Here is a 20427-nt window from a genome sequence, read left to right as displayed (position 1 = left end):
AATGCGGTGTGTCAGCCAGCACAATGGGTGGCTGACACACCGCATTCGCGAGCAAGCCCGCTCCCACAGGGGTTTTGCGTCAAGGCTTTAGACGGAGACAAAAAAGAAACTCGCAATCAACGCCATCCCCACCGCCCACACCAGAGAACGCAGCATCGCCCAGTCGGCCAGGTAGCAGATGATGTACAGCAAGCGGCTGGTAATAAACAGCACCGCCAGCACATTGATAGTCACCAGCGACGCCGTACCGGCCAGGTGCGCGATGATCACTGCCGCGGCAAACGCAGGCGTTACTTCAAAGCTGTTGAGTTGAGCGTTGTGGGCGCGCTTGGCCATGCCTTCGACGGTATCCAGGAAGGCACGCGGGTCGTGGTTGTGCCGCGGGCCGAACTTGCCGCCGCTGAACTTGGCCACCCCCGTACACAGGTAAGGCAGGAAAATTGCGATCAACACACACCAGAAAGCGGCCGTCATCATGGATTCCTTTTGTTGTTTTAAGTAGAAATTAGAGTTTTAGCACTATAACTGCAATATCGCACTCACCGGCTATGAACCGAGGCGCGCCGAAAGGTTCTATCGCGCTTTTAGCCGGCGCCTTGAAACATCCCGCCACTGTTGCGGTCCATCCCAGCAATAACGACCTTCCCTCACTTCCAAGGACCTCGGATGCTTGAACTTGTCGCCGCCTTTATTTGCCTCACCACGCTGCTCACCTATGTGAACTACCGTTTTATCGGCCTGCCGCCCACCATCGGCGTGATGGTCACGGCCCTGCTGTTTTCCCTGATCCTGCAAGGCCTGAGTGTTATTGGCTATCCCGGTCTGGAGGAACGTATCCAGCAGTTGATAGGCCAGATCGACTTCGGCGACTTGCTGATGAACTGGATGCTGTCGTTTCTGCTGTTCGCCGGCGCCTTGCACGTCAACCTCAACGACCTGCGCAGCTATCGCTGGCCCATCGGCCTGCTGGCGACGTTCGGTGTGTTGATCGCCACCGTGGTCATCGGCAGCCTGGCGTACTACATCTTTGCCCTGTTCGGCTGGCACGTCAGCTTCCTTTACTGCCTGCTGTTCGGCGCACTGATTTCACCCACCGACCCGATTGCAGTGTTGGGCGTGCTGCGAACCGCCAACGCCTCCAAACCACTGAAAACCACCATCGTCGGCGAATCGCTGTTCAACGACGGCACAGCGGTGGTGGTGTTTACCGTGCTACTCGGTATCGCACAGCTGGGCGAAACACCGACCGTCGGCGCCACGGCCATGCTGTTCGCCCATGAAGCGATTGGCGGCGTGGTGTTCGGCGGGCTGATCGGCTACCTGGTGTACCTGATGATCAAGAGCATCGAGCAACACCAGATCGAAGTGATGCTGACCCTGGCGCTGGTGATCGGCGGCTCGGCAATGGCGACCGAACTGCACGTCTCGGCGCCGATTGCGATGGTGGTGGCCGGCCTGATCATCGGCAACCTGGGGCGCAAGCTGGCGATGAACGACATGACCCGCCGCTACCTCGACGGCTTCTGGGAATTGCTCGATGACATGCTTAACGCCTTGCTGTTTGCCCTGATCGGCATGGAGCTGCTGCTGTTGCCGTTCAACTGGCTGCACGTACTGGCCGCCAGCTTGCTGGCCGTGGCGATCCTGGCCTCTCGTCTGCTGACCGTAGCCCCGGCGATCCTGTTGCTGCGGCGCTGGCGCACGGTGCCACGCGGCACTATCCGTATTCTCACCTGGGGTGGTTTGCGCGGTGGCGTCTCGGTCGCACTGGCGCTGGCCCTGCCGCTTGGCCCGGAACGCGACTTGCTGCTGAGCATCACCTACATCGTGGTGCTGTCATCGATTCTGTTGCAGGGTTTGACGATTGGTCGAGTGGTACGCCGCGTGGCCGAACCGCAGTGACCCCAGGCGCGCCTATGGGCATTTACCGCCTATGCGGAAAATGTTCCCGTAGGCGCGCTGCACAGTGATTCAAGCAGATGCCGCATCGCCAGAGGGCGGCGCGGTGTCGAGCCATGCATGGCCACCAATTCTCGTGCATAGCGCTGCTCGTCGTCGACCGGCAGCACGCGCAGCTTGCCCAGAGGCATTCCCGCCCACTGGGGTACCAGCGATACGCCCATTCCTTGGGCGACCAGCATTACGATAGTTTCCAAAGCATCCAGCTCACAGAGCACCTGCGGCTCAAAGGAATGCTCGTCAAGGAAACGCTGTGCGATCTGCCCACCCCACGAACGCGCGTCGTAGCGGATAAATGGATGCTCACCCAACAACGCCTCAGCCGTCTGCGCCTCATACGCTGCAGGAGCGATCAGAACCAGTGGTTCGGCGCGCAATAATACGCGGGTCACAGCCTTGGGCGTTGGGAACGGGGGCCTGACAAGAAGCACGGCGTCCAACTCTTGGGTCAGCAATTTCTCGTAGAGGCTTTTGGAGTCACCCGGTGTGATCTTCAGCCGCAGCTTGGGTGCTGAAAGCGCTAACCGTTCGATAACCTGCGGCAAGACCCCGGTCAATGCCGTTGAAATGGCACCTACCTTGATTTCTCCCGATAAGCCGTCCTGGCTCAGGTCCTCCTGCAACTCACGCGCCTGCTCAATGACGGCGAGAATCTTTGGTAACAATAGCAGGCATTGATCCGAGGGACTTATGGCATGTGCCGTACGCACAAGCAGCGTGCAGCCAAGCGTGCGCTCAAGCGCCTTGATTCGTTGGCTGATCGCTGCGGCAGTACGGTTTTCATGGCGCGCAGCCGCGGCAATAGAGCCGCTTTCAACGACGGCGACCAGGCTTCTCAGGAATCGAACATCCATCGGTTTTCCTTTCGCTCAGAACAAGGCGAACCCGTTTTAACTGAATACACAGCCTGTTTAACCTGAGGCTCCCCCACTCGGAGAACCTGCCATGAACAGACCCTTTCATGCTGCATACCATGTTTGTGACTTAAACCAGGCGCGCATTTTTTATCGAGATGTTTTGGGCTGCACGGAAGGCCGAAGCACCGATACCTGGATCGACTTCGATTTTTTCGGTCATCAGCTGTCACTGCACCTGGGTACGCCATTTACGACGACGCGTACCGGCCTGGTCGGCGAACATCGGGTGCTGATGCCGCATCTGGGCGTGGTGTTGCCGCTTGAGGAGTGGCTGACGCTGGCCGAACGCCTCGAGCGTTCAGGCACACGCTTCGAGATCCCACCAGTGACCCGATTTGCCGGCGAACCGGGCGAGCAGCGCACGATGTTTTTTCTCGACCCCAGCGGCAACCCCATCGAGGTAAAAGGGTTCAAGGACTTCGCCGGACTGTTCGCTCAATAAACCCAGGCAATCACAATAATAAGGGCCACCCCCATGACTACCAGAACATCAACCAGTCTCGTCACCCGCATCATGATCGGCCTGGCTGCCGGCATAATCGTCGGCATCGTTCTTAACCAATTCCCCGAACAAAAGGTCTGGTTCATCGACAACCTGCTGCAACCGGCAGGCGACCTGTTCATCAAACTGATGAAAATGATCGTTGTACCTCTGGTCTTCGCCTGCATGACGGTCGGCATTGCCGGTATGGGCAACCCAAGCGCCTTGGGACGCGTCGGCGTGAAGACGTTCGTGTATTTTTTCACCATTACCAGTATTGCAATCGTCTTCGGCCTGGTTGTCGGCAACGTGGTTGAGCCCGGCGCGGGTGCGCAATTCGGTGACACGCTGCAAGCACCGGTAAGCGGCTTAGCCAGCAACGGCACTTCGCAAAACCTGGGCCAAATACTGCTGGCAATCGTGCCGGACAACATCGTGCTGGCTATGTCGCAGGGCAAGCTGCTGTCGGTGCTGTTTTTTGCCATTCTGTTCGGCTGTGCCCTGTCCTTGCTACCCGAGCAACGCAAAGCTCCACTGATGAGTGTGATGCAAGGCATCTCCGATACCATGTTCAAAGTGACGCATCTGGTTATGCATTACTCGCCCATTGGCATTTTCGGGTTGATCGCCGTCACCGTTGCCAGCTTTGGCCTCAGTGCCTTGCTGCCGCTGGCCAAGCTCATCGCCACCACCTATTTCGCAGTGCTGCTATTCGGTTTGTGTGTTTTGGGTGCAGTGGCACGGCTGGCGGGGGTTGGTTTTTTTCATCTGCTGCGAGAAATACGCAGTGAACTGCTGCTGGCCTTTTGCAGCGCAGCCTCTGCGACGGTCATGCCGCAATTGATCGAGAAGATGGGGCGGTATGGCGCGCCACGCCCGATTACCAGCATGGTTATCCCGTTGGGCTACTCGTTCAACCTGGACGGCGCATCGCTGTTCGCCGCGCTGGGCACGCTGTTCATCGCCCAAGCGTATGGCATCGACTTGAGCCTCGCGGATCAAGGCATGCTGGTATTGATCATGGTGCTGACTTCAAAAGGCGCGGCAGGCGTGCCGGGCTTCATGTTTATCATCCTTACCGCCACCTTGACGGCGGCGGGGCTGCCTGTGGAAGGCGTAGCGATTATCGCAGGCGTCTATCGGCTGATGGATATGCCGATTACGGCACTCAATGTGCTGGGCAATGCGCTGGCGCCCTTGGTGATCGCCCGGTGGGAAGGCCAGCTCAAGGCGCCTGACAGCACACCTGCCGCCGAGCCTGCCAGCAAACCGTTCAAAGCCTGAAGCCTGCCCGCAAAGGATCGGTATCAACCTTTGCGGGTGTTATTGCGTTGTACCTTGTCATGAGGGTGACGTGGGTCTGCGGGCTCGCCCGGCAAGCTGCTCTCACTGCGAATCTGCGCATGGCTGATCAACGCAAAAATAAAACTGCCGCCGATGATATTGCCCGCCAGGGTCGGCCCGGCAAACACCAGCCAGAAATCCTTCCACGGCAGCTCGCCGGCAAACACCAGGTACGACACTTCCGCCGAGCCGACGACGATGTGGGTGAAGTCGCCCAGCGCCATCAGGTAAGTGATCAGGATAATAATGAACATCTTCGCGCTTTCCATGGACGGGATCATCCACACCATGGTGGCGATCATCCAGCCGGAAATAATGCCCTTGGCGAACATCTGACCGGGGTCGTTTTCCATGACCTTGCGGCCGATTTCGAGGAAGGCCATATCGGTCTTGGTGTCGAAGATCGGCAGGTGCAGCATCACATAGGCTACCAGCAAGGTGCCGCACAGGTTGCCCACCAGCACCACCGTCCATAACCGCAACAGGCGGCCGGCATTGGCAAGCGTCGGCTTGCTCATCACCGGCAGCACCGCGGTCAGGGTGTTTTCGGTAAACAATTGCTGGCGCGCGAGGATGACCGCGAGAAAGCCCGCGCAATAGCCAAAGCTGGCGATCACCTTGAAGGCTTCGCCATCCGGCAGGCGCGAGTTGAGCAGGCCCATGCCCATCAGCGACAGGCCCATGGTCAGGCCCGCCGCCAACGCCGACCACCACAACGCGGCCACATTGCGTTCCAGTTCCTGGTCGCCCTGGGTGCGGATTATTTCGTGCAGGACCGCCGCGCGGGGCGGCTGGTTCTTGTCAACATCCTGTTGCTCTTCCTGCGACAGGTTGGGGGTTTTGCCGTCTGTTTGCGTGGCCATGGTCGTACCTGAACAAGGGGATGCGGTTCAGGTACGACCTGCCTCCAATCGCGAGCGTTCAATGCCCGCCGAAGCAGGGCGTGCAGTTACTCATCCTGAAACTGGTCTTTCACATACTTGATCTCTGTACGCCCGTGGGGCGACGGCAAACCGTCTTCGCCCAGGTTGACGAAGACCATTTTTTCCACAGTCAGAATGCTCTTGCGGGTGATCTTGTTGCGCACTTCACAGGTCAGGGTGATGGAGGTGCGGCCGAACTCTGTGGCAGTGATACCCAGTTCGATGATGTCGCCCTGACGCGAGGCGCTGACGAAGTTGATTTCGGAGATGTACTTGGTCACCACGCGCTGGTTGCCCAATTGAACAATCGCGTAGATGGCCGCTTCTTCGTCGATCCAGCGCAGCAGGCTGCCGCCGAACAGGGTGCCGTTGGGGTTGAGGTCTTCGGGTTTTACCCATTTGCGGGTGTGGAAGTTCATGGTCACTCCAAAGCGTCTTGCGAAATGATGGGCAACATCATGGCAGAGCATGGGCCCAAGCTCTATGAAGCATTGCCTATCAGGCCCATCAGCGATCTTCATCTGGCCGACAGAAAGGCTTGGGAAGTGCCGCGCACACGGCTATAATCGCCACCGCTTCAAAACGGTCATCTTCGATTGATACCGTTCTCCCGCCACCTGTCCGAGGGGCGCTGCAGCAGGTTCAACCTGTCAGGCTCGGATGGGGCGTTGTCCGGCCTGGTTAGCCAGCTGGATACTAAACGCACAACGGCGCCCATTCGCACACTACGAATGGAGGCTCTTCATGAGCGCTGTAATCACGCCTGCAGGTTTTACCGACTACAAAGTCGCCGACATGTCCCTCGCCGCCTGGGGCCGTCGCGAAACCTTTATCGCCGAATCCGAAATGCCAGCCCTGATGGGTCTGCGCCGCAAGTACGCCGCTGAGCAGCCGCTCAAAGGCGCGAAGATCCTCGGCTGCATCCACATGACCATTCAGACTGCCGTGCTGATCGAAACCCTGGTTGCACTGGGCGCCGAAGTACGCTGGTCGTCCTGCAACATTTTCTCGACTCAAGACCAGGCCGCTGCTGCTATCGCGGCTGCCGGTATCGCGGTTTACGCCTGGAAAGGCGAGACCGAAGAAGAGTACGAGTGGTGCCTGGAGCAAACCATCCTCAAAGATGGCGCGCCATGGGATGCCAACATGATCCTCGACGACGGCGGCGACCTGACCGAGCTGCTGCACAACAAATACCCGCAGATTCTTGACCGCGTTCACGGTGTGACCGAAGAAACCACCACCGGCGTACACCGCCTGCTGGACATGCTGGCCAAGGGCGAGCTGAAAATCCCGGCCATCAACGTCAACGACTCGGTGACCAAGAGCAAGAACGACAACAAGTACGGCTGCCGTCACAGCCTCAACGATGCCATCAAGCGCGGCACCGACCACCTGCTGTCGGGCAAGCAAGCCCTGGTGATCGGCTACGGCGACGTGGGCAAGGGTTCGTCCCAGTCCCTGCGTCAGGAAGGCATGATCGTTAAAGTCTCCGAAGTCGACCCGATCTGCGCCATGCAAGCGTGCATGGACGGTTTTGAAGTGGTTTCGCCGTTCATCAACGGCCAGAACGACGGCACCGAAGCGAGCATCGACAAAGCCCTGCTGGGCAAGATCGACCTGATCGTGACCACCACCGGTAACGTGAATGTTTGCGACGCAAACATGCTCAAAGCCCTGAAAAAGCGCGCTGTTGTCTGCAACATCGGCCACTTCGACAATGAAATCGACACCGCTTTCATGCGCAAGAACTGGGCATGGGAAGAAGTGAAGCCGCAGGTACACAAGGTTCACCGTACCGGTGCTGGTGATTTCGACCCGCAGAACGACGACTACCTGATCCTGCTGGCTGAAGGCCGTCTGGTTAACCTGGGCAACGCCACCGGCCACCCAAGCCGCATCATGGATGGCTCGTTCGCCAACCAGGTACTGGCGCAGATCTTCCTGTTCGGCCAGAAGTACGCCGACCTGTCGCCAGCCCAGAAAGCCGAGCGTCTGACCGTGGAAGTACTGCCGAAGAAACTCGACGAAGAAGTGGCCCTGGAAATGGTCCGCGGCTTCGGCGGCGTGGTGACTCAACTGACCAAGACCCAGGCCGACTACATCGGCGTGACGGTTGAAGGTCCGTTCAAGCCGCACGCTTACCGTTACTAAGTAACCGGCTCGCTCCCTGGCGGAGCGGGCTTGTGTGGGAGCGGGCTTGCTCGCGAAAGCGGTGTGTCAGTTGATGCATTCGGTGGCTGACACACCGCATTCGCGAGCAAGCCCGCTCCCACATTAAATCGGTGCATGACTTCCGGTTTTATGAGTTTCCAAGGGTATTAACCATGTCCCAAGACCGTCGCTACAGCTTCGAGTTCTTCCCGACCAAGACCGATGCTGGGCATGAAAAACTGATGGCGACTGCCAAGCAGTTGGCCAGCTACAACCCCGACTTCTTCTCCTGCACCTACGGCGCCGGTGGCTCGACCCGTGACCGCACGATCAACACCGTGTTGCAGCTCGAAAGCGAAGTCAAAGTTCCCGCCGCTCCGCACTTGTCGTGCGTGGGCGACAGCAAGGCCGACCTGCGCAGCCTGCTGACCCAATACAAACAAGCGGGTATCAAGCGCATCGTCGCCCTGCGTGGCGACCTGCCGTCCGGCATGGGCATGGCCAGCGGTGAGCTGCGCTACGCCAATGACCTGGTGAGCTTCATCCGCGAAGAAAGCGGCGATCACTTCCATATCGAAGTGGCGGCTTACCCGGAGATGCACCCACAGGCGCGTAATTTCGAAGACGATTTGCAGAACTTCGTGCGCAAGGCCAATGCCGGCGCCGACAGTGCGATCACCCAGTACTTCTTCAACGCCGACAGCTACTTCTACTTTGTCGAGCGTGTACGGGCCATGGGTGTGAATATCCCTATCGTGCCGGGCATCATGCCGATCACCAACTACAGCAAGCTGGCGCGTTTCTCCGATGCCTGCGGCGCTGAAATCCCACGCTGGGTGCGCAAGCAACTGGAAGCTTATGGCGATGACGTCAAGAGCATCCAGGCGTTCGGTGAGCAGGTCATCACGCAGATGTGTGAACAATTGCTGCAAGGTGGCGCACCAGGGTTGCACTTCTACACCCTGAACCAGACTGAACCCAGCCTGGCCATCTGGAACAACCTCAAGCTGCCACGCTAAGGCTTGTTTGGTAACACCAAGGCCCTCGTTTAAACGAGGGCCTTTTGCTTTTAAATGCGCCACATCAACTTGCCCGCGAATGCGTGTGCCAGAGCTTCTCTTTAGCGCAGGAGCATCGTAACCTCAGGGTATGCCCGTCATTCTCAAGCTGTTGACCGCTGTGCTTTTCGCTTGCCTGAGCTTCACCGCTTACGGCGAGAAATTGCGCATTGTCACCGAGCCTTGGGCGCCTTATGTGTACGACGACAAGGGCAGCATGCGCGGCCTGGATTACGAAACCACGGTGATCGTGTTCCAGCGCCTGGGGGTGGAGGTGCAATGGCAGTTTCTGCCGTGGAAACGTTGCCTGGCCATGCTCGACCAAGGCCATGCCGATGGTGCACTGGATATTTTCCACAGCCATGAGCGCGATGCCCTGCTGCTTTACCCCAGCGAACCGTTGTCGGCTGTCGAGTTCGTGCTGTTCTATGCCAACGACCGCCCTCACCCGGCCCAAACTCTGGATGACTTGCGCGGGCTGACGGTCGGCACGTCGCCGGGCTATCTGTATGGCGAGGCCTTCAGCGAATCCACCCTGTTCGACCGCGAGCCGGCACCCAGCCATGAGGCCAACTTCGGCAAACTGTCGCTGGGCCGCATTGACCTGGTGATTACCGACCGTCGAGTCGGCCAGCATGTGATCAAGACCATGGGCCTGGAAGGCAAGGTCAGCCAGGCGCCGCTGGTGGTCAGCCGCCAGCCGCAATTTTTAGCCGTGCGCCGTGGCGCCGGCATGGACCTGCTGGTGCAACGCTTTGCCGCCGAGCTCAAGCGCTTCAAGCAAGAGCCTGCCTACGCAGCCTTAAGCGCCAAATATGGCGGAATCCAAGCCAATACAGCCCCTGAACACACCGTTGAGCAGCAGGAAAGCGGCGCGCCGTGATTGCTCTGTTATACTCCGGCCTTTCCGCCAGGCTCACGCCCGGCCGCTGAGGTCTTGAAAAAGGCACCTAACCCAGCTACTGCGCAGCTTTCAGCCCGCGCGAGCCGGTGGAGTGCCCGCCAGACGCAGCAGGACCGGACGGGGTTGCGCTCCCCTAAGCGCCATTCACGCCCGGCAAGATTATCCCTTTGGGCCAAGCCCTAACTAAAACAGGATTACTCATGTCCTTTGCTTCCCTCGGTCTCTCCGAGGCTTTAGTCCGCGCCATCGAGGCAGCGGGCTATACCGAGCCTACTCCGGTGCAACAGCGGGCCATTCCCGCCGTGTTGCAAGGTCGCGACCTGATGGTTGCGGCGCAGACAGGTACTGGTAAAACCGGTGGTTTCGCCCTCCCGATTCTGGAGCGGTTGTTCCCCAACGGTCACCCGGACAAATCCCAGCGTCACGGCCCGCGCCAACCGCGCGTACTGGTCCTGACCCCAACCCGCGAACTCGCCGCCCAGGTGCACGACAGCTTCAAGCTGTATGCCCGCGACTTGAAGTTCGTCAGCGCCTGCATCTTCGGCGGCGTCGGCATGAACCCACAGGTTCAGGCCATGTCCCGTGGTGTTGACGTGCTGGTAGCCTGCCCGGGTCGTTTGCTCGACCTGTGCGGCCAAGGCAGCGTCGACTTGTCCCACGTGGAAATCCTCGTGCTGGACGAAGCCGACCGCATGCTCGACATGGGCTTTGTCCATGACGTGAAAAAGGTCCTCGCCCGCCTGCCGGCCAAACGTCAGAACCTGCTGTTCTCGGCAACGTTCTCCCAGGACATCACCGCCCTGGCCGGCAAGCTGCTGCACAACCCGGAACGCATCGAAGTCACGCCGCCGAACACCACGGTCGAGCGCATCGAGCAACGCGTGTTCCGCCTGGCCGCCAGCCACAAGCGTTCGCTGCTGGCGCACCTGATCACTCACGGCGCGTGGGAGCAGGTGCTGGTGTTTACCCGCACCAAGCACGGCGCCAACCGCCTGGCCGAGTACCTGGACAAGCACGGCCTCACCGCCGTCGCCATCCACGGTAACAAGAGCCAGAACGCACGCACCAAAGCCCTGGCCGACTTCAAGGCCGGTACTGTGCGCATTCTGGTCGCCACCGATATCGCCGCACGCGGCCTGGATATCGACCAATTGCCACACGTGGTCAACTTCGAGCTGCCGAACGTCGATGAAGATTACGTGCACCGTATCGGCCGTACCGGCCGTGCCGGTCGTTCGGGCGAGGCCATTTCCCTGGTCGCTCCGGACGAAGAAAAACTGCTCAAAAGCATCGAGCGCATGACCAAGCAGAAAATCGCCGACGGCGACCTGATGGGCTTCGACTCCAGCGCCGTGGAGGCCGAAAAGCCTGAAGCGCGCGAGCGTCCGGACGTGCGTAACCCACGCAACCCACGCGGTCCGAAGGGCGATGGCCCGAACGGCGGCGGTGGTGGCGGTGGCCGTCGCGACAAGGGCAAAGACAAAGGCGGCAAGGAAAAAGCACCCACCAACGGCCGTGGCGAACGCCCAGCCCGTGAGCAAAAGCCCCGTGAAGGCACCCCGGCCCGCGAACAGCGCCAGCCGAGCCAGCCGCCACGTGCCGCCGCCGACCGCGCCCCGGACGAGTTCCTCGACGACGATGTGGATAACTTCGGTAACCGCGTTGACTACGTGCCCCAGGCCAAGCCGGCACAGGGCCGTGGCCGCCGTCCAGGTGCCCCGGCACAGGGCGCGGGTACAGCCGCAGGTACAAGCGCTCCACGTGGCGGCCAGCCACAGGGCGGTCGTCAAAATGGCCCACGCAACAGCAGCGGCGGTACCACCGGTACGCCACCTGCCAAGCGCAACGGCCCACGCAATGGCGCACCTCGTGACGGCCAGGCGCGTCGTGAAGACTCGCGCAGCAACAACCGCCGCCCGGCCCGTGACGACCAGCCACGCTTGTCGGAACCCGCCGTGCAGAACCCGCGCGGTGGCCCGGCGCCGAAAATCATCCACAAGGAGTCGAAAGCGGATCGCTTCCCGACACCTGAGCAGCTGGATCAACTGCCAGGCCGCCCTCGTGGTGAAAAACCAGCGTTGCTGACCCGCAACCGCTGAGTTTTCGACGCTAAAAAAAACGCCCCGATTAGTCGGGGCGTTTTTGCATCCAGTCAGCAGCTTATTGATCAGCCACTTCACCGGCCTTATGAAAAAGCTTGGCGAAGATCATCCAGCGGCCGTCAACTTTCATCAGGTTCAAGTAATCAACCATCACGTTATTGAACAAGCGCAAACGCACTTTGACGATGGCCATCTCCGGCGACATCACGTCGATCATTAATACTTCATCAAGCTGTGGGAAACTGCCTTCCTGCGGCGATTTACGGCCTTGAACCATGGCCCGGTATTCATCGAACGGCCGCACGACCACGCTCGAGTTCTGTGCGCTGTATAACACGCAGCCACGATGAAAGACTTGATCGAATGTATTCAAGTCCTGCGTCTGCAGCACACTAAAGTAATCGTTCAGAAACGCTTGAATCTCATCAATCATGGCTCGCAACTCCCGACAGTTTCAGCACGGTGTTATTTGAATAAATAACTTGCCGCCATTATCGGTAGCCCGCTCATTTCACGTATAGCGGCTATTATTAGGCTTTTTTGTGAAAGGAATTCACACATTGAAATTGCCCCCTCTTGCCGCACTGCGTGCTTTCGAGGCCTTGGCCCGACTGGGCAAGGTAAACCTGGCCGCCCTTGAGTTGCACGTGACCCACAGTGCCGTCAGCCATCAGATTCGCGCACTTGAGGAGTACCTGGGCCTCGCTTTGGTCATGCGCAACAAACGCACGCTGATGCTGACGGATGAAGGCCGCGTGTATGCCTACCAGATCAGGCAGGGGCTGGGCGAGATCGCCGGGATCACCGAAAAACTGATGGCAAAAACCAGACACCCTCAGCTGACCGCTTCGGTGCTGCCTTCCTATGCCATGCATTGGTTGTTGCCGCGTCTGCATGATTTCAGGGCCGCTCACCCCGAGCTGCACTTGCGGCTGGAGTCGAGCATGGAGTTCGCCAGCTTCGAGCAAGGCCCGCTCGATTGCGCGATTCGCTTCGGCCATGGCCAGTGGCCGGATGTGCATTGCGAAACGTTGATGGGCGACTCATTGCTGGTGGTCGCCGCGCGCGACTTCAACCACGGCGTGCTGCCGGACAACGCGCAAGCCATCCTTGAGCAGCCATTGCTGCACGCCAGTGAAAGCTGGCCGATCTGGCTGGGCGCCGCAGGCATCGAAGGGCAACGCCCGCAAGCGTCGCTGGAGTTCACCGATTCCACCTTGATGCTTGAAGCCGTGCGGCTCGGGCACGGCGTCGCGCTGACCCGCCGCTCGATTGCCCATGCGCTGATTCAACGCGGGGATCTGGTGCGGCTCACCGACATTGAACCGGCGCACACGTCACGTTACTACCTGGTCTGGCCCGCCGGCAGCAAGCCTTCCGCGCAACTGACGTCGTTGCATAACTGGCTCAAGGACCAAGTAAAGACGTACCAAGAAAGCCTTTAAACAATACACAGCAAAACGCCGACCCTGAGGTCGGCGCTTGGCGTTTGGAACAGCGAAATAATTACTTCGCTTTGACGCCTTCAAAAGTCACGTAAAGCTCAACAGTGTTGGACGCTGGGCCCAGGTCCATCTGCTTGCCGAAGTCCTGACGGTTGAAGGAGGTAGTGCCTTCAAAGCCGGCACGGTAGCCGCCCCATGGATCCTTGCCTTCGCCCAGGAACGTAGCCTTGACCACGATCGGCTTGGTCACGCCGTGGAAGGTCAGGTCGCCGGTTACGTCGGCAGTGACTTGGCCTGCAGCATTTTTACCGGTGGTTTTGACACTGGTGGAGACGAACTTGGCATCGGCAAACTTGCCAACGTCCAGGAAGTCTTTGCTGGCAATGTGCTTGTCACGTTCGGCGTGGTTAGTGAACACGCTGGCGGTACGGACGTTGAACTCGATTTTGCTGTCTTCAGGCTTGGCGGCGTCAAAGCTGAACTTGCCATCCAGGTCTTTGAAAGTACCGGTGATGAAGCTGTAGCCCAAGTGGCTGATCTTGAAGTCAACGAAGGCGTGCTGGCCTTCCTTGTCGACAACATAATCAGCGGCCATCGCCGAACCTGCGGACAGCAGTGCGGAACCGATTGCCAGAGCGGCGAGAGTCTTTTTCAACATGCTTTCTATTCCTTGTGAGTCGAGGTTGAACATCAGGCTTTGCGCCCCAGCATTCGCGTCAGGGTCGCATCACGATCGATAAAGTGGTGTTTAAACGCAGCCACGCCATGCAAACCGGCGAAGACCACCAATACCCAGGCCAGGTACAGATGCACCAGGCCGGCGTTATCTGCCTGGTCCGGTAGCCCGGAAACCACGGCAGGAATCTCAAACAGGCCAAACACCGGGATACCGACACCGTCTGCGGTGGAAATCAGGTAACCGGCGATCATCACGGCAAACAGCCCCAGATACAGGAACCCGTGGCCGAACGCAGCGCCAATACGCGTCATTCGGCTGTAGCTGGCCAACGGTGGTGGCGGCGGGCTGACAAGGCGCCAGACGATACGCACCAGCATGATGGCGAACAGCGTAATGCCAATGCTCTTGTGCAGGTCGGGCGCGTCTTTGCGCCAGGCACTGTAGTAGTCGAGGCCGACCATCCACAGGCCCAGCGCGAACAAACCGAACACCACCAGGCCTACGCCCCAGTGCAAAACCATGCTGACCCAACCATAACGGGCCGATGAATTACGTAGCTGCATGTCCCAAATCCCGTAAGAACTGTGCCCAAGACTAGCGATTTACCTATCGAATTAAAGCGGAAAATTTCGCTTTGAAATATCGAGAAATACGATCAAGAGAGTATGCACAGTACGTTAACAATGGATTAAGGACTATTCCCAAGAAACGTGACAGATCGTCCTGCCTTTACTGCCAATTCATCCGTAATGGGTTGTGACGCCGCCTGGCATTGCATAGGCTTGCGCGATTGTTTCGCCTGCGCCGGGCGCAGGGCCGCTTCGAGGAGATAACCGATGGGCTTGAATAACCAGTGGATGCAACGCGACCTCGCGGTGCTGTGGCATCCCTGCACCCAGATGAAAGACCACCAGCAACTGCCGCTTATCCCGATTAAACGTGGCGAAGGCGTATGGCTGGAAGACTTCGAAGGCAAGCGCTACCTCGATGCCGTCAGCTCCTGGTGGGTCAATGTGTTTGGCCACGCCAACCCGCGCATCAACCAGCGCATCAAGGATCAGGTCGACCAACTGGAACACGTGATCCTCGCCGGTTTCAGCCACCAGCCGGTGATCGAGTTGTCCGAACGCCTGGTGGCGATGACGCCCGAGGGTTTGACCCGCTGCTTCTACGCCGACAACGGCTCGTCGTGCATCGAAGTCGCGCTGAAGATGAGCTTTCACTATTGGCTCAACCGTGGCCTGCCGAACAAGAAACGCTTCGTCACCCTCACCAACAGCTACCACGGCGAAACCATTGCCGCGATGTCGGTGGGCGATGTGCCGTTGTTTACCGAAACCTATAAAGCCTTGCTGCTCGACACCATCAAGGTGCCGAGCCCGGATTGCTACCTGCGCCCCGAGGGCATGAGCTGGGAAGAGCACTCGCGCACCATGTTCCTGGCCATGGAACACACCCTGGCCGAAAACCACGACAGCGTCGCCGCCGTGATCGTCGAGCCGCTGATCCAGGGCGCCGGCGGCATGCGCATGTACCACCCGGTGTACCTCAAGCTGCTGCGTGAAGCCTGCGACAAATATGGCGTGCACCTGATTCACGACGAAATCGCCGTCGGCTTCGGCCGCACCGGCAGCATGTTCGCTTGCGAGCAAGCCGGCATCCGCCCGGACTTTTTATGCTTGTCCAAAGCCCTCACCGGCGGTTACCTGCCATTGGCGGCGGTTGTCACCACCGACGATGTGTACGACGCCTTCTACGACGACTACCCGACGTTGCGCGCCTTCCTGCATTCCCACAGCTACACCGGCAACCCGCTGGCGTGCGCGGCGGCCCTGGCGACCCTGGATATCTTCGAAGAAGACAACGTCATCGAAAACAACAAGGCCCTGGCCCAGCGCATGGCCACCGCCACCGCGCACCTGGTGGACCACCCGCACGTGTCGGAGGTACGCCAGACCGGCATGGTGCTGGCCATCGAGATGGTCCAGGACAAAGCCACCAAAACTGCCTACCCGTGGCAGGAACGCCGTGGTTTGAAGGTGTTCGAGCATGCACTGGAGCGCGGTGCGCTGCTGCGGCCGCTGGGCAGCGTGGTGTATTTCCTGCCGCCGTATGTGATTACGCCGGAGCAGATCGACTTTTTGGCTGAAGTTGCCAGCGAAGGGATTGATATCGCCACCGACAGCACTGTCAGTGTTGCGGTGCCACAAGATTTCCACCCAGGCTTTCGTGATCCCGGCTAGCCAATGATCGTTCCCACGCTCCGCGTGGGAATGCAGCCCTGGACGCTCCGCGTCCGCTCTGCACACCACTTCCAGAGAACAGAAATGAGACTGTCCCGCTTTTTCACCGACACCCCGCTCAGCATCGGCGAGCATGAATTGCCCGAAGCCCAGGCGCATTACATCAGTCGCGTATTGCGCATGGGCGAAGGCGATGCCGTGCAATTGTTCGACGGTTCCGGCCAGGAGTTTCTCGGCACCTTGCTGGAGGTCGGTAAAAAACGCGTCAGCGTGCAACTCACCGAAAGCTTTGCGGGCCAGACCGAATCACCGCTGCACATCCACCTCGGCCAAGGCCTGTCGCGGGGCGAACGCATGGATTGGGCGATTCAGAAAGCCACCGAGCTGGGTGTGAATGCCATCACGCCGATTTTCAGCGACCGCTGTGAAGTGCGCCTCAAGGATGAACGCGCCGACAAACGCCTGCTGCATTGGCGCCAAGTGGCGATCAGCGCCTGCGAGCAATGCGGGCGTTCGACGGTGCCGGTGATTCACCCGCCGCTGTTACTGGCCGACTGGTTGAAGCAAGCCGAGGCGGATTTGAAGCTGGTGCTGCACCCGGTAGCCGAGCCGATGGTCAGCCACGCCAAGCCGTCGAGCCTGGCGTTCCTGATCGGGCCGGAAGGTGGCTTGACCGACACTGAAGTGCAAGCGGCCCAAGGCGCCGGCTTCCACGCTGCCCGCCTCGGTCCGCGGGTGCTGCGCACCGAAACCGCGCCAGTCGTGGCATTGAGCGTGGCCCAGCAACTCTGGGGCGACTTCTAACCCGCGCTGCGAACCCAATCAAAACTGTGGGAGCGGGCTTGCTCGCGAATGCAACCTGTCAGTCGGTACATCTGCTACTGATACACCGTATTCGCGAGCAAGCCCGCTCCCACATTTGAATGGCGTCTATCACTCCACCGGGTCACTCACCGGCCTGGCAATAATCGCCTTCAACTCGCTGGTCATCGGGAACTCAAGGTTCAGGCCCTTGGGCGGAATCGGCTGTTCAAACCAGCGCTGGTAAATCCCATTGATCTCCCCGGAGCGGTACAGGTCGGCGAGCGTTTCGTTGACCACCGCGAGAAACTGCGGGTCGTCCTTGCGCACCATGCAGCTGTAGATCTCCCGCGACTGCTCCTTGCCCACCACCACCCAGTGGTGCGGATCACGGGCCTTGGCGCGCTCGCCGTAGAGCAACGCATCATCCATGTAGAACGCCACTGCGCGGCCGGTCTCGAGCATCTTGAACGCTTCGCCATGGTCCTTGGCGCTGATCACAAACATATTGGCTTTGTGCTCGGCGTTGTAGCTCTTGAGAAAACGTTCATTGGTGGTGCCGGCCGTGGTCACCACGTTCTTGCCCTTGAGGTCTTCAAAGCCCTGGATGCCACTGTCCTTGGCGGTCAGCAACTGGCCCTTCACATAGATAAACCCATAGGAAAACGCCACCTGCTTTTGCCGCTCGGCCGTCACGCCCGTGGAGCCGCACTCCAGATCCACAGTGCCGTTCTGCACCAGCGGAATACGGGTTTGGGAGGTCACCAGGTTGTACTTCACGTTGAGGTCCGCCACCCCGATTTTCTGCTGAATGCGCTCAACGATCTTGTTCGCCAACTCAACCGAATAGCCCATGGGCTTGCCACTGTTATCGCCCACATAGGAAAACGGCACCGAGGCATCGCGATAGCCCAAGGTGATGGACCTGGCATTCGCGATCTTGCTCAAGGTGCCGTCCAGCAGGGCTTCATTGGCCTGAACCTGTACGCCAAACAAAAGCCCCAGGGTGCAGCCGGTCAACAGGATCTTTTTCATTGTTATTCTCCGTTGGTGGGTGTGAGTCCAATTATGCAGCGCGAGGCGTGAGGCCCTGCATATCGATGGAAGGCGCGTGCTCGCTGATCAGTTCGGCCAGCAATTGCCCGCTGCCGCAGGCCAGGGTAAAACCCAGCGCACCGTGGCCGAGGTTCAGCCACAGGTTGCGATAGGCGCTGGCGCCGATCAACGGCACGCCGGTGGGTGTCGCCGGGCGCATGCCGGCCCATTCGACGGCATGGCTGTAATCGCCGGCCGTTGGGAATGTTTCCATGGCCTGGCGCTTCATCAAGGCCAGGCGCTTGGGCTCAAGACGCGCATCAAAGCCGACGATATCCACCATGGCCGCGACCCGCAGCTGCTCGCCGATGCGCGCATACACGATCTTGCGGTCATAGTCGGTGACACTCACGTTCGGCGCCTGGTGATGCGCGCCAATCGGCACGTTCAGGCTGTAGCCCTTGAGCGGATACAGCGGCAAGGACAACCCAGGCAGACCCAGCTCGGCGCTGCGATGCCCGGCCGCCAGCACCAGTTGATCCACCGCCATCACCTCATCACCCAACTCGATGGCCTGCACTGCGCCGTCGGCGTGGCGTATGCGGGTGACCTTGCGGCCCAGCAAAAACCTGCAGCGTCCCGAAGCTTCGAGCCGGGCCGCCAGCCGTTGGCAGAAGGCGTGACAGTCAGCCACTTCCTCGTTCGGCGTGTAGATGCCACCGAGAAAGTCGGCGCCCATTAACGCTGGCTCCAAGTGCGCGCAATCGGCCACGGACACCACTTGCTGCTGCACGCTATTGCTGACCTTGCTGCGCGCACGTTCAAAAGAGATGGCATTGCGAAACGTCACCAGTTTGCCGTTGCGGCGCCAGTCGAAGCCCTCCAGGTGATCGCCTTCGCGCCATTGCTCCAGCGTGGCCTGGCTCAAGGACGCCAGGCGCAGCAGGTGCGCGGCATTGCGCTGGTTCACCGAGCCGCGGCAGGCGCCGATAAAGGCCGCCATCCAGCGCCATTGCTGCGGGTCGAGGCGCGGGCGCAGCTTGAGCGGCGAGTCACCGCGCAGCAACCAGCCAATGGCTTGCAGCGGCACACCTTTGTCGGCCAACGGCGCGACATAACGGTAGGACAGTTGCCCGCCATTGGCGAAACTGGTTTCGCTGCCCAGGCTGTCCCGCGCTTCGATCACTGTCACTTCATGGCCCGCACGCACCAAGGCATAGGCGCTCGCCAAGCCGATAACGCCACCACCGATGATGCAAACCCGCTTGGCCATTGCTGCCACCCGCTGTTGAATTAACTGGCCCCAAGCCTAGGGCCAGGTGACAGGCCGCCGACAATGAATAAAGATGGCTCACCCATAAACAAAGGTTATGGACTTGCCATGCGCTTGCGTCATATCGAGATCTTCCAGGCCATCCGCCAGACCGGCTCCGTCAGCGCCGCCGCGCAGCTGTTGCACGTCTCGCAACCGGCGGTGACCAAAGTGCTGCAGCACGCCGAGTTGCAGCTGGGTTTTCCGTTGTTTTTGCGGGTACGCGGCAAGCTGCAGCCCACACCGGAAGCGCTGGCGCTGGAAAGCGAAGTCGAGAAAGTCACCGAAAGCCTGCAAGGCGTGCGGCGCCTGGCCAAGAGCCTGCGCCGCGAGCCGGGCCAACGTGTGCGCATTGGAGCGATTCCGGCACTGGCCCTGTCGCTGCTGCCGCCGGCGATTCTGGAATGGAAGCGCGACTACCCGAATATCGCCTGCGAGCTGTCCAGCGACCATAGCCGCGAGCTGGTGCAGAAACTGTTGATGCGTGAGATTGACCTGGCGCTGACGCTCAACTTTTCCGGCCATCCGGGGCTGACCACGCAAGTACTGGCCAATGGGGTGTTGGTGGCGTTGGCGTCGAAGGGGTATTGGTCGGATGCTGAGTTGAGCAAGCCATTGCCATTGGCCGACCTGGCGGGCGCGCCGCTGATTGGTCTGTCCAGTGCTGACCCGTTGGCCGCCAAGCTCGACAGCTACCTGGAAAACGTCGACCCACCGCCACGGGTGAGTATTGCCGTACAGACCTATTCCCTGGCTCGGGCGATGGTGGAATCCGGCGCCGGGTTGACGGTCATCGACCCGTTTACAGCCCTCGGCGCGTCAACGGCGACCACCTGCATTCGCCCGCTCACGCCGCCGTTGCCGATCACGCTGTACGCCCTGACCCGCGCGGATGAGCCGCCGCCGCATATGTTGGCGAACTTGCTGCAGATCTTCGGCAAGCGTGCACGCGAATTGCTCGAATGCCTCTAAAAACACCACCTATCCAATGTGGGAGCGGGCTTGCTCGCGAATGCGGTGGGTCAGTTATAGATGTACTGACTGACACCCTGCATTCGCGAGCAAGCCCG

20 protein-coding genes and 1 riboswitch are annotated in these 20427 nt (G+C 59.8%); of the genes, 11 read left to right on the top strand and 9 right to left on the bottom strand.

What is annotated here, in order from left to right; all coding sequences use genetic code 11:
* Positions 1 to 87: 87 nt before the first annotated feature.
* The gene (locus tag ACTD9P_RS25595) at positions 88 to 474 is read right to left on the bottom strand and encodes an MAPEG family protein (protein ID WP_438869877.1); all 387 of its coding nucleotides are present in this window, start codon (positions 472 to 474) and stop codon (positions 88 to 90) included.
* Positions 475 to 666: 192 nt separating this feature from the next.
* Between ACTD9P_RS25595 and ACTD9P_RS25590 the strand changes: the two genes are divergently transcribed.
* Positions 667 to 1902, top strand: a complete 1236-nt coding sequence (locus ACTD9P_RS25590; protein ID WP_438869876.1) for a cation:proton antiporter — start codon at positions 667 to 669, stop codon at positions 1900 to 1902.
* A gap of 29 nt (positions 1903 to 1931) precedes the next feature.
* On the opposite strand, the gene ACTD9P_RS25585 is transcribed toward ACTD9P_RS25590, so the two are convergent.
* Positions 1932 to 2813 carry a LysR family transcriptional regulator gene (locus ACTD9P_RS25585; protein ID WP_438869875.1) on the bottom strand — a complete coding sequence of 294 codons (882 nt, stop codon included), beginning with the start codon at positions 2811 to 2813 and terminating at the stop codon, positions 1932 to 1934.
* A 91-nt stretch (positions 2814 to 2904) separates the two neighbouring features.
* On the opposite strand from ACTD9P_RS25585, the gene ACTD9P_RS25580 reads away from it, so the two are divergent.
* Both ACTD9P_RS25580 and ACTD9P_RS25575 read left to right on the top strand, forming a co-directional pair.
* Positions 2905 to 3318, top strand: a complete 414-nt coding sequence (locus ACTD9P_RS25580; protein ID WP_438869874.1) for a VOC family protein — start codon at positions 2905 to 2907, stop codon at positions 3316 to 3318.
* 33 nt (positions 3319 to 3351) lie between these two features.
* A complete protein-coding gene (locus ACTD9P_RS25575) occupies positions 3352 to 4641 on the top strand; it encodes a cation:dicarboxylate symporter family transporter (protein ID WP_438869873.1) in 1290 nt (429 codons plus the stop codon).
* Between the two features lie 23 nt (positions 4642 to 4664).
* On the opposite strand, the gene ACTD9P_RS25570 is transcribed toward ACTD9P_RS25575, so the two are convergent.
* Positions 4665 to 5564 (bottom strand): formate/nitrite transporter family protein, encoded by a 900-nt coding sequence (locus ACTD9P_RS25570; protein ID WP_438869872.1) that lies wholly within the window; start codon positions 5562 to 5564, stop codon positions 4665 to 4667.
* An 86-nt stretch (positions 5565 to 5650) separates the two neighbouring features.
* Positions 5651 to 6043: an acyl-CoA thioesterase gene (locus tag ACTD9P_RS25565; protein WP_438869871.1), complete on the bottom strand. Its 393-nt coding sequence runs from the start codon at positions 6041 to 6043 to the stop codon at positions 5651 to 5653.
* 198 nt (positions 6044 to 6241) lie between these two features.
* Positions 6242 to 6347: riboswitch (S-adenosyl-L-homocysteine riboswitch) on the top strand.
* 21 nt (positions 6348 to 6368) lie between these two features.
* Between ACTD9P_RS25565 and ahcY the strand changes: the two genes are divergently transcribed.
* From ahcY to rhlE2, 4 genes are all read left to right on the top strand, one after another.
* A complete protein-coding gene (ahcY, locus tag ACTD9P_RS25560; RefSeq protein ID WP_438869870.1) occupies positions 6369 to 7778 on the top strand; it encodes an adenosylhomocysteinase in 1410 nt (469 codons plus the stop codon).
* Between the two features lie 173 nt (positions 7779 to 7951).
* Positions 7952 to 8797 carry a methylenetetrahydrofolate reductase [NAD(P)H] gene (gene metF, locus ACTD9P_RS25555; protein WP_017139413.1) on the top strand — a complete coding sequence of 282 codons (846 nt, stop codon included), beginning with the start codon at positions 7952 to 7954 and terminating at the stop codon, positions 8795 to 8797.
* A 130-nt stretch (positions 8798 to 8927) separates the two neighbouring features.
* Complete coding sequence (locus ACTD9P_RS25550) at positions 8928 to 9719, top strand: substrate-binding periplasmic protein (protein WP_438869869.1); 792 nt, start codon at positions 8928 to 8930, stop codon at positions 9717 to 9719.
* A 221-nt stretch (positions 9720 to 9940) separates the two neighbouring features.
* Positions 9941 to 11839, top strand: coding sequence for an RNA helicase RhlE2 (gene rhlE2 / locus ACTD9P_RS25545; protein WP_438869868.1), 1899 nt, complete (start codon positions 9941 to 9943; stop codon positions 11837 to 11839).
* Positions 11840 to 11900: 61 nt separating this feature from the next.
* Here the strand turns inward: rhlE2 and ACTD9P_RS25540 are convergent, their stop codons facing one another.
* Positions 11901 to 12275 carry a nuclear transport factor 2 family protein gene (locus ACTD9P_RS25540; RefSeq protein WP_438869867.1) on the bottom strand — a complete coding sequence of 125 codons (375 nt, stop codon included), beginning with the start codon at positions 12273 to 12275 and terminating at the stop codon, positions 11901 to 11903.
* A 127-nt stretch (positions 12276 to 12402) separates the two neighbouring features.
* Between ACTD9P_RS25540 and ACTD9P_RS25535 the strand changes: the two genes are divergently transcribed.
* Positions 12403 to 13287: a LysR substrate-binding domain-containing protein gene (locus ACTD9P_RS25535; RefSeq protein ID WP_438869866.1), complete on the top strand. Its 885-nt coding sequence runs from the start codon at positions 12403 to 12405 to the stop codon at positions 13285 to 13287.
* Between the two features lie 61 nt (positions 13288 to 13348).
* Here the strand turns inward: ACTD9P_RS25535 and ACTD9P_RS25530 are convergent, their stop codons facing one another.
* Both ACTD9P_RS25530 and ACTD9P_RS25525 read right to left on the bottom strand, forming a co-directional pair.
* The gene (locus ACTD9P_RS25530) at positions 13349 to 13945 is read right to left on the bottom strand and encodes a YceI family protein (RefSeq protein ID WP_026013867.1); all 597 of its coding nucleotides are present in this window, start codon (positions 13943 to 13945) and stop codon (positions 13349 to 13351) included.
* 32 nt (positions 13946 to 13977) lie between these two features.
* Positions 13978 to 14529, bottom strand: coding sequence for a cytochrome b (locus ACTD9P_RS25525; protein WP_438869865.1), 552 nt, complete (start codon positions 14527 to 14529; stop codon positions 13978 to 13980).
* Positions 14530 to 14802: 273 nt separating this feature from the next.
* Between ACTD9P_RS25525 and ACTD9P_RS25520 the strand changes: the two genes are divergently transcribed.
* Both ACTD9P_RS25520 and ACTD9P_RS25515 read left to right on the top strand, forming a co-directional pair.
* Positions 14803 to 16209, top strand: coding sequence for an adenosylmethionine--8-amino-7-oxononanoate transaminase (locus tag ACTD9P_RS25520; RefSeq protein WP_438869864.1), 1407 nt, complete (start codon positions 14803 to 14805; stop codon positions 16207 to 16209).
* A gap of 84 nt (positions 16210 to 16293) precedes the next feature.
* Positions 16294 to 17013: a 16S rRNA (uracil(1498)-N(3))-methyltransferase gene (locus tag ACTD9P_RS25515; protein WP_219269818.1), complete on the top strand. Its 720-nt coding sequence runs from the start codon at positions 16294 to 16296 to the stop codon at positions 17011 to 17013.
* A 129-nt stretch (positions 17014 to 17142) separates the two neighbouring features.
* Here ACTD9P_RS25515 and ACTD9P_RS25510 read toward each other — a convergent pair whose 3' ends face one another.
* Both ACTD9P_RS25510 and ACTD9P_RS25505 read right to left on the bottom strand, forming a co-directional pair.
* Positions 17143 to 18045 (bottom strand): transporter substrate-binding domain-containing protein, encoded by a 903-nt coding sequence (locus ACTD9P_RS25510; RefSeq protein ID WP_438869863.1) that lies wholly within the window; start codon positions 18043 to 18045, stop codon positions 17143 to 17145.
* Between the two features lie 31 nt (positions 18046 to 18076).
* Positions 18077 to 19318, bottom strand: coding sequence for a D-amino acid dehydrogenase (locus ACTD9P_RS25505; RefSeq protein ID WP_438869862.1), 1242 nt, complete (start codon positions 19316 to 19318; stop codon positions 18077 to 18079).
* A 108-nt stretch (positions 19319 to 19426) separates the two neighbouring features.
* On the opposite strand from ACTD9P_RS25505, the gene ACTD9P_RS25500 reads away from it, so the two are divergent.
* Positions 19427 to 20329, top strand: a complete 903-nt coding sequence (locus tag ACTD9P_RS25500; RefSeq protein ID WP_438869861.1) for a LysR family transcriptional regulator — start codon at positions 19427 to 19429, stop codon at positions 20327 to 20329.
* Positions 20330 to 20427 lie beyond the last annotated feature (98 nt).

The organism is Pseudomonas onubensis (assembly GCF_965653655.1).
GTDB lineage: Bacteria > Pseudomonadota > Gammaproteobacteria > Pseudomonadales > Pseudomonadaceae > Aquipseudomonas.
The sequence above is the reverse complement of the archived record's forward strand: the minus strand, read 5'-3'. Positions and strand labels throughout refer to the sequence as shown.

Coding starts and splice junctions, on each gene's coding strand:
- ACTD9P_RS25595 (WP_438869877.1), bottom strand. CDS start 474: ATGACGGCCGCTTTCTGGTGTGTGTTGATCGCAATTTTCCTGCCTTAC.
- ACTD9P_RS25590 (WP_438869876.1), top strand. CDS start 667: ATGCTTGAACTTGTCGCCGCCTTTATTTGCCTCACCACGCTGCTCACC.
- ACTD9P_RS25585 (WP_438869875.1), bottom strand. CDS start 2,813: ATGGATGTTCGATTCCTGAGAAGCCTGGTCGCCGTCGTTGAAAGCGGC.
- ACTD9P_RS25580 (WP_438869874.1), top strand. CDS start 2,905: ATGAACAGACCCTTTCATGCTGCATACCATGTTTGTGACTTAAACCAG.
- ACTD9P_RS25575 (WP_438869873.1), top strand. CDS start 3,352: ATGACTACCAGAACATCAACCAGTCTCGTCACCCGCATCATGATCGGC.
- ACTD9P_RS25570 (WP_438869872.1), bottom strand. CDS start 5,564: ATGGCCACGCAAACAGACGGCAAAACCCCCAACCTGTCGCAGGAAGAG.
- ACTD9P_RS25565 (WP_438869871.1), bottom strand. CDS start 6,043: ATGAACTTCCACACCCGCAAATGGGTAAAACCCGAAGACCTCAACCCC.
- ahcY (WP_438869870.1), top strand. CDS start 6,369: ATGAGCGCTGTAATCACGCCTGCAGGTTTTACCGACTACAAAGTCGCC.
- metF (WP_017139413.1), top strand. CDS start 7,952: ATGTCCCAAGACCGTCGCTACAGCTTCGAGTTCTTCCCGACCAAGACC.
- ACTD9P_RS25550 (WP_438869869.1), top strand. CDS start 8,928: ATGCCCGTCATTCTCAAGCTGTTGACCGCTGTGCTTTTCGCTTGCCTG.
- rhlE2 (WP_438869868.1), top strand. CDS start 9,941: ATGTCCTTTGCTTCCCTCGGTCTCTCCGAGGCTTTAGTCCGCGCCATC.
- ACTD9P_RS25540 (WP_438869867.1), bottom strand. CDS start 12,275: ATGATTGATGAGATTCAAGCGTTTCTGAACGATTACTTTAGTGTGCTG.
- ACTD9P_RS25530 (WP_026013867.1), bottom strand. CDS start 13,945: ATGTTGAAAAAGACTCTCGCCGCTCTGGCAATCGGTTCCGCACTGCTG.
- ACTD9P_RS25525 (WP_438869865.1), bottom strand. CDS start 14,529: ATGCAGCTACGTAATTCATCGGCCCGTTATGGTTGGGTCAGCATGGTT.
- ACTD9P_RS25520 (WP_438869864.1), top strand. CDS start 14,803: ATGGGCTTGAATAACCAGTGGATGCAACGCGACCTCGCGGTGCTGTGG.
- ACTD9P_RS25515 (WP_219269818.1), top strand. CDS start 16,294: ATGAGACTGTCCCGCTTTTTCACCGACACCCCGCTCAGCATCGGCGAG.
- ACTD9P_RS25510 (WP_438869863.1), bottom strand. CDS start 18,045: ATGAAAAAGATCCTGTTGACCGGCTGCACCCTGGGGCTTTTGTTTGGC.
- ACTD9P_RS25505 (WP_438869862.1), bottom strand. CDS start 19,318: ATGGCCAAGCGGGTTTGCATCATCGGTGGTGGCGTTATCGGCTTGGCG.
- ACTD9P_RS25500 (WP_438869861.1), top strand. CDS start 19,427: ATGCGCTTGCGTCATATCGAGATCTTCCAGGCCATCCGCCAGACCGGC.